Origin of the sequence: Methanobrevibacter cuticularis (assembly GCF_001639285.1) — an archaeon.
Lineage (GTDB): Archaea > Methanobacteriota > Methanobacteria > Methanobacteriales > Methanobacteriaceae > Methanobaculum > Methanobaculum cuticulare.
In genome coordinates this window covers 66,230-73,996 of the sequence record NZ_LWMW01000136.1, presented here as the reverse complement: position 1 = coordinate 73,996, position 7,767 = coordinate 66,230, and the positions used below count along the sequence as shown (strand labels likewise).

4 protein-coding genes are annotated in these 7,767 nt (G+C 26.0%); all 4 read right to left on the bottom strand.

The window, feature by feature from the left end; genetic code table 11:
- Positions 1-336: 336 nt before the first annotated feature.
- The 4 genes from MBCUT_RS09075 to dnaG all read right to left on the bottom strand — a co-directional run bounded on the left by MBCUT_RS09075 (position 337) and on the right by dnaG (position 7,214).
- On the bottom strand, positions 337-1,110 hold the full coding sequence (locus MBCUT_RS09075) for a type 1 glutamine amidotransferase (RefSeq protein ID WP_067260357.1): 774 nt from the start codon (positions 1,108-1,110) through the stop codon (positions 337-339).
- A 178-nt stretch (positions 1,111-1,288) separates the two neighbouring features.
- Complete coding sequence (locus tag MBCUT_RS09070; protein WP_067260356.1) at positions 1,289-2,650, bottom strand: MurT ligase domain-containing protein; 1,362 nt, start codon at positions 2,648-2,650, stop codon at positions 1,289-1,291.
- A 590-nt stretch (positions 2,651-3,240) separates the two neighbouring features.
- Positions 3,241-5,787, bottom strand: a complete 2,547-nt coding sequence (gene mgtA / locus MBCUT_RS09065; protein WP_067260355.1) for a magnesium-translocating P-type ATPase — start codon at positions 5,785-5,787, stop codon at positions 3,241-3,243.
- A 284-nt stretch (positions 5,788-6,071) separates the two neighbouring features.
- Positions 6,072-7,214, bottom strand: a complete 1,143-nt coding sequence (gene dnaG / locus MBCUT_RS09060) for a DNA primase DnaG (protein ID WP_067260354.1) — start codon at positions 7,212-7,214, stop codon at positions 6,072-6,074.
- Positions 7,215-7,767: the final 553 nt, after the last annotated feature.

The following is a 7,767-nucleotide window of genomic DNA, read 5'->3' as shown; positions in this document are numbered from 1 at the left end:
AATATAAGTTGTTATTATCTTTAATTTCTAAAATAATCTTTAATAATTTTATTATTAAAAAAATATATATTATGATTATTTAGATTGAGAAATAAATGAATATAAAAGTTTTTAAAAAATATCATTACTTATAAACTTTATTTTCAGGACTATAAAACAAATTTATATTTTTAATAAATATGTGATTAATAATGTTTAAATTTAAATTAATAAGAAAAGGTAAATAAATAATAAAAAAAATAAATAAAATCATCTTAACCAGAAATATTAAAAAAAGAATTTAATAAATAAAAAATGAAAATATTAAAAAATAGAAGAAAGTTCTTAAGTTGATAGTTATTTGGATTTTTCTATAGCTTTTTGTTTCTTTATATGATTCTTATTTTTTAGTAATTTTTTTTCTATTGCATTATGAGCATTTTTTTCAATTGAATCATCTAAACAATTTAATGAGTCAATATCATACTTATTTTGCAAGGCTTTCAAAATAATATAATCTGCGAGATGGGGATTTTTTGGCAAGATTGGGCCATGTAGGTAACTTCCTATGAAGTTATTGTAAATCATTCCTTCATATCCATCTTTACCATTGTTTCCATATCCTAACTTAACATTTCCCAGTGGTTTATAATCATGGTAACTCCTACCTCCATGGTTTTCAAACCCAATAATATTTTTAGGATTTAGATTTTGTGTGTTTTCAATGATTATATTTCCTATTAGTCTATTTTCCTGGCTTATTGTCTCAATATCAAATATTTCAAGACAAGGTATCTTTTCTTCATTAATGTCTGAATATGAATTCCCAAACATTTGATAACTACCACAAATAGCTAATAACACTTTTTTATTTTCAATAAATTCTGCTAAAGAATTCCTGTGATTTACAAGATGCTTTGAAACTATATCTTGGCTATTATCTGATCCTCCACCAACTAATATTATATCTGCATCATCAATGGAAGTCTCATAATCTATAGTAAAATTTTCAATTTCAATATTGATGTTTCTCCATAAGCATCTTTGTTTTATGGATATAAGATTTCCTAAATCTCCATAAAGATTTAAGATATCAGGATACATATTTATTACTTTAAGATTCATAGTAATCCCATTTTTTTATTCTTATATTTTTAATTATCCTTTAGTTTTTTATTCTTATATTTTTAATTATCCTTTAGTTTTTTATTCTTATATTTTTAATTATCCTTTAGTTTATTTTTCTTATATTTTTAATTATCCTTTAGTTTTTTATTCTTATATTTTTAATTATCCTTTAGTTTTTTTATTATTCTAATTTTTGTTCTTTTATTAAAATTTTTCTGGCTTTAGGCATTGCTGTAAATGTTCCAATTATATAACTTTTTGATTGATTATCATTTAAAATTTCTTTGACAGATCTTTTTATATTGTCTTTGCATGAAGGAAATGTTTTTATTTTTTCTTCAGGAAAACCAGCATATTTTATTCTTAGTGAAACTTCTTCAGATCTCATTCCTGATGAATAAAAATTAGTTATACTTGAAATATCAGCTATTTCTTCTATATTCGCGTCCCATATCCAAGAAATATCCTTTCCGTCTGCAGGCTCATCATTTAAAATAAATAGCACTGATTTATCATCTTCATCATAAGCTATTGTAGATAAAACTTCACTTAAACCCACTGGATTTTTCGACAATACTAAAATAACATCCTTATTTGGGAAATTAATAGTTTCCATTCTTCCTAATTTATATTCAAAGTTTTCGATTTTTTCTTTAATATATTCTAAGTCTAATCCAATTTCAACTGCAAATGTTATAGCAGCTAGACAGTTGTATATATTATAGATTCCCATATATCTGAAGATGAAACTTTCTTTTTTCTTTTCATGGATTTTTACTAGAAATTCATAACTGTTGTCTTTCATATCTATAGATTCAACAGAATAATCTAGAGAAACTCTTTCAGCTCCACATCTTTCACATTTAAATTTTCCAATGTTTCCATAATTTATATAATCATATTCTAATCGTTTTCCACATTTGACACAAAAAATGGCTTCAGCTACACTAAGTTCTTTTTTTGAGAAGTTATTTTCTTCTACACCATAATATATCTTATTATTGTTTAGATCATCAAATTTTAAATTTAATGGATCATCTGCATTAATAATTAATGTAGTATCATTTGATTTTAAAGAATCATATACTAGTTTAACGGTATTGTCAACTTCACCATATCTATCTAATTGATCTCTAAAGAAATTAGTTAAAATCATGTAGTTTGGAGTAATAAATTCAATAACATTGGGAACAGATCCTTCATCCACTTCAAAAATTCCCCATTCATACTTATTTTTGTTGTTAACTATAAATGAAGTAACAACTCCTTGAATCATATTAGCTCCTTTAAGATTAGAAACAATATTTTCGTATTTTCCATTTAAAATATGGTTGATTAAGTTGTTTGTAGTAGTTTTTCCATTTGTACCCGTGATAACAATGATTTTTTCACATTTTTTACTTAAATCATTTAATATACTTGGATAAATTTTTAAAGCTATTTTTCCAGGGAGTGCAGTCCCTTGTTTTCCTAATATCTGTAATCCTAGAAATATTACTTTTCCAATAAATATAGATAATCTAAAGAGTAGTTTATTTTTCATAGATCTCATAATTAATTTAGTTAAAATATTATAAAAAACTTTTCAATTTTATTTTAAATAGTCATCCTAAATTTCTTATCTATACAAAATTTAAAAGTTCATTTCACGCCTTAGTTATATATAGATAAAATAATATTTAAGAGATTATTAGAAAAAGATTATTTTAAAATGATAAAATAAGAGTTATAAATCATCTAATGTCATTATCTTTTGTGATTTTTTGTTAATATTAAATTCAAGTGTGTATTTCGTAATATAGTCCTGAAAGAAAAGATTCTAATCAATGATTTATTGGAATATTAATCTATTTCATAAATATAAGTTGTTATTATCTTTAATTTCTAAAATAATCTTTAATAATTTTATTATTAAAAAAGTATATGTTGTAATTATTTAGATTGGGAAATAAATGAATATAAAAGTTTTTAAAAAATATCATTACTTATAAACTTTATTTTCAGGACTATAGTATATTTATCTTGAAATAATAATTATTTAATCTTATAGATTATTATTAAGCAATTTCTAATCATGAAGTAATTTCTATATAAACCACTTAAAATAATTATATATTAAATTCATGGAATGTTTCACATAGAAGATCTTAAATGCTTATAGAACAATTTTTTAGTTAATTCAGCAGATACTATATATAATATTACTATAATAATTAAAATTGGGTAAAATATAAGGGGTAATGGAGCAAAGCCTAACAAGGAAGCAAATGGCATAAATGGAAATATTGTCACAGACAATGCCACGATTATAGAACCTATTAGTAGATATTTACTAGGTTTACTTTTTATAAAGGTATTTCTAGTCCTAATAACTAAGACAATAAGTGTAGCAGACATTACAGATTCAATGAACCATCCAGTTTGAAATTCTACTTCTACTGCATGGAATAAAAATAAGAGAACTCCAAATGTAATATAATCAAATACAGAGCTTAAAACACCAAACATTATCATGAACCTTTTGATAAATTTAAGATTCCATCCAAGTGGTCTTTGAATCATTTCACTATCAACATTGTCTGATGAAATAGCCATAGATGGTATATCTGTCAAAAGATTTGTGAGTAAAATTTGTTTTGGTAATAATGGTAAAAATGATAAAAACATGGATGCTCCTGCCATACTAAACATATTTCCAAAGTTAGCACTTGTAGCCATGAATATATATTTTTGTGTGTTAGCAAAGGTTCTTCTCCCTTCTTTTACACCTTCAATTAATACATCTAAACTATTATCTAACAATACAATATCTGCTGATTCTTTTGCGACATCTACAGCAGTATTCACAGACAACCCTACATCAGATTCATGTATTGAAGATACATCATTTATTCCATCACCTATATATCCGACTACTTTACCTGCTTTTTTAAGAGTTGAGATTATGTGTTCTTTTTGATTTGGTTCAACTTCTGCAAAGATATCAACATCTATTACTTTTCTAGAAAAAGCAGTATCACTCATTGTTTTTATTTCATCTCCTGTGACTACATTTATATCTTTAATACCTATTTGATTACTTATGTTTTTAGCTATTAAGGCATTATCTCCTGTTATTATTTTTAATTCTACCTTTAGTTTTTGTAATTTTGCAATAGTTTCTGCTATATTCTTTTTTGGAGGATCAAAAAGAGCTATAAATCCTGCAAAAATCATATCTTTTTCATCATCTTTTGATATTTTAGATATATTTCCAAAATCTTTGTAAGCTATAGCAAGAGTCCTATAGCCTTCTGAGCTTAATTTTTCATAAAATCTATTTATTTGATCTCTAGCTTTTTCAATAGTGATAATCTTTCCATCTTTATCTATAGCTCTGTTACATATTTTTATTATTTGAGAAACTGCTCCTTTTGTAATTGCTTGGTTCGATGATTTAGTTTTTCTATCATTAATCAATAATGTTAGTCTTTTTCTAATGAAGTCATAGGGTATTTCAGATATACGTTCATATTCACCAAATCCTTCTATTTTCATTGCATTTATAGCATCATCAATAGGATTTCTAAAACCTTGTTGTAATGTAGAATTCATTTTTGCCATTAATAAAACATCTTTACTTTCATTACCTAAGTAATCATAAGTATTCTTTATTTTAATTTTACCTTTTGTTAAAGTACCTGTTTTATCAGAACATAAAATTTCCATGTTACCAAAATTTTCAATGGAGTTTAAACGTTTAACTATCACTCGTTTTTCTGCCATACGTTTTGCTCCTTGTGATAAATTCACACTTATAATGGCAGGAAGTAATTGGGGGGTTAATCCAACAGCAATAGCTAAAGTAAAAAGTAAAGACTCTAATACAGGTTTTTGAAGAAATGTATTCACTGCAAAAAGAAATACAACCATTATAAAAGTAATTTGTATTAAAAGTTCACCGAATTTCTTGGTTCCTATCTCAAAATCAGTAGGAGGAGAACTTGTTCCTAATTTTGAGCTAATATCTCCAAATTGTGTATCTTTTCCTGTTACAATAACTAATGCAGTACATGTTCCACTAACAACATGTGAACCCATAAATAAAGAATTTTTTCTTTTGGATAATGGAGTATCCTTTGACATTACAGTAACTCTCTTTTCAACAGGAAACGTTTCTCCAGTAAAAGTGGATTCATCGATAAAAAGCTCATTTTCTTTTACTAGTAAACAATCTGCAGGGATAATGTTTCCAGCACTCAAAAATATTATATCTCCAGGAACAATCTCTTCAACTGGAAGTTCTATCTTCTTAGAATCTCTTAATACAGTGGCTGTGATTTGAATTAAATTTAAAAGTTTTAAAACAGCATCACCTGCTGATTTTTCTTGCCAGAATCCTAAGAAAGTACTAAATAAAATTATCGCGATTATTATAATGGCATTGCTGGAATCTTGTAAAAAATAGGATAATATGGCGGCAAATAATAAAATTAAAGTAATAGGGTTTTTGAATTGATTTAAATATAAAAATAGTTTAGACTGATGTTTAGATTCTTTCAGAGAATTCAAGCCAAATTTTTCTCTTTTTTGGGATACCTGTTCTGAAGTTAAACCTTTTAAAGAAGAATTGTTCTCTTTTAGAGCATCCTTCCATTCTAATGTCCAAAAAGGAAATTTTGGGTTTTTTTCATCGTCCATTTAAAACCCACTAGTAGTTTTAATTTATTTTGTATAGTTAGTAGTTAATATTTTATTTTTAATTTATTTTTATTATTTTGAGGGCCGGCCAAAATTCCATATCGGCTTGTCAAAACCTTAGGAAAATCCTTTGTTTAGCAAAAGAAGAAATTTTTTTTGAAAAAAGCTATTTTTGGCCGACCCTCATTTTTCTCTTTTAATTTGTTATCTTTATTTTTATCATTAATTTAGAATTAGAAGTATGATAATCATAATAAAATAAAAGTAAATAAAACAAAATATAATTATTTTGTTATTAATCTAAGTTTTTCAGGTTTTTTAACGATATCACTTGATTTAAATGCTACTAAATTTTTAATTCCTTTTGAGGATGAAATATCAACTAACCTTTGGCTTATAACACCATCGAATACAACTGCATATGTTTTTTTAGCATTATTCTTAAGCTCGTCATATAATTCTTCAACTCTGACTTCTTTTAAAATATTTAATGCATCATCTAAAAGTTCACAGTTACCAGTGCCTTCTAAATCTTTTAAGATATTTTTGAGTAAGGTTACTTTATCTTCAACTTTCGGTTGAACTTTTGGCTTTACATTGTTGTAAATTTGTTCTACGGGAGCTTTATCTCTAAGAGCAATCATGATTTCTTCTTTTTCAAGGTCTTCTACTTCTTTACCTCTCGGAGCTCTGGTTACATAGTCAACTTCTCCGACTTGCATCAGTTCTTTTAAAATCAATTCTCCCCCACGATCACCATCAACAAATGCAGTCACAGTTTTAGTCTTAGTTAACTCTGCTACACTCTGAGGAATACTTACTCCTTCAACAGCCACAGCATTTCTAATTCCATATTTTAATAGATTGAGAACATCAGATCTTCCTTCTACTACTAAAATAGCATCAGAGGTGTGGACACTTGGTCCAGCAGGAAGCTTTTCATCACCAAACTCAGAAATCTCATGAATTCTCATAGCTTCTTTGACTTCTTCAATCATTTTCATACTTTCAGGAGTTACTTTCTCCATCATGCCTTTATAAATTTCTTTTGCACGGTTAACAACTTGTTCTCGTTTGACAGCCCTGACATCTTCAACTTTTAAAGTTTTTATATGTGCTTCACAAGGACCTACTCGATTTATTGTTTCAAGGGATGCTGCTAAAATGGCTGTTTCAATTCTGTCTAAACTTGAAGGAATTACTATTTCTCCTTTTGCTTTTCCTCCATTAGAATGAATAACAACTCTGATTCTTCCGATTCTTCCAGTCTTTTGAAGTTCTCTTAAATCTAAATCATTACTTAGAAGTCCTTCAGTCTGACCAAATACAGCTCCAACAACATCTGGCTTTTCAACAATTCCATTTGCATTAATTTGTGCATGAATAAGATATTTAGTTGTAGTTAATTCTTCTATTCCTTTTCCCATGTTAAGCCTCCATAAATTTAGATACTTGCAGGGATAATTTAATTATCTGCAGTAAAATAGGATTATATAATAAAATAGGATTATAATTCTATGATATATTTTATATGTATCAAATATATTAGATATTGTTAAACATGTTATTTATTATTAAACACCTTATAAGAGGATATATATGATTCTAGTATAATGTTTCAACTTATATACTAATATAAGTTTATTCTAACAGTTTAAATCCTATAATTAATAATTCTGTTCATTAATACTTAATAAATTAATATTTGCAGATGGCAAATGATTTTGCATAAATTATACTTGTAATTTTGTTAAAAAATTGCTAATGATTATATAACTAGTAATTATTTTATTCTTAAATTTAAATATAATCTTAATTAACTAGTTACTACTAGTAATTATTTTATTCTTAAATTTAAATATAATCTTAATTAACTAGTTACTAAATCTTTTAATGTTTCACTTTAAGTTAAACTTTATAAGATTGCATCATAATACAATTTCGATTATAGGCAAAAAAGAGTTTTTAATGAGAAAATAA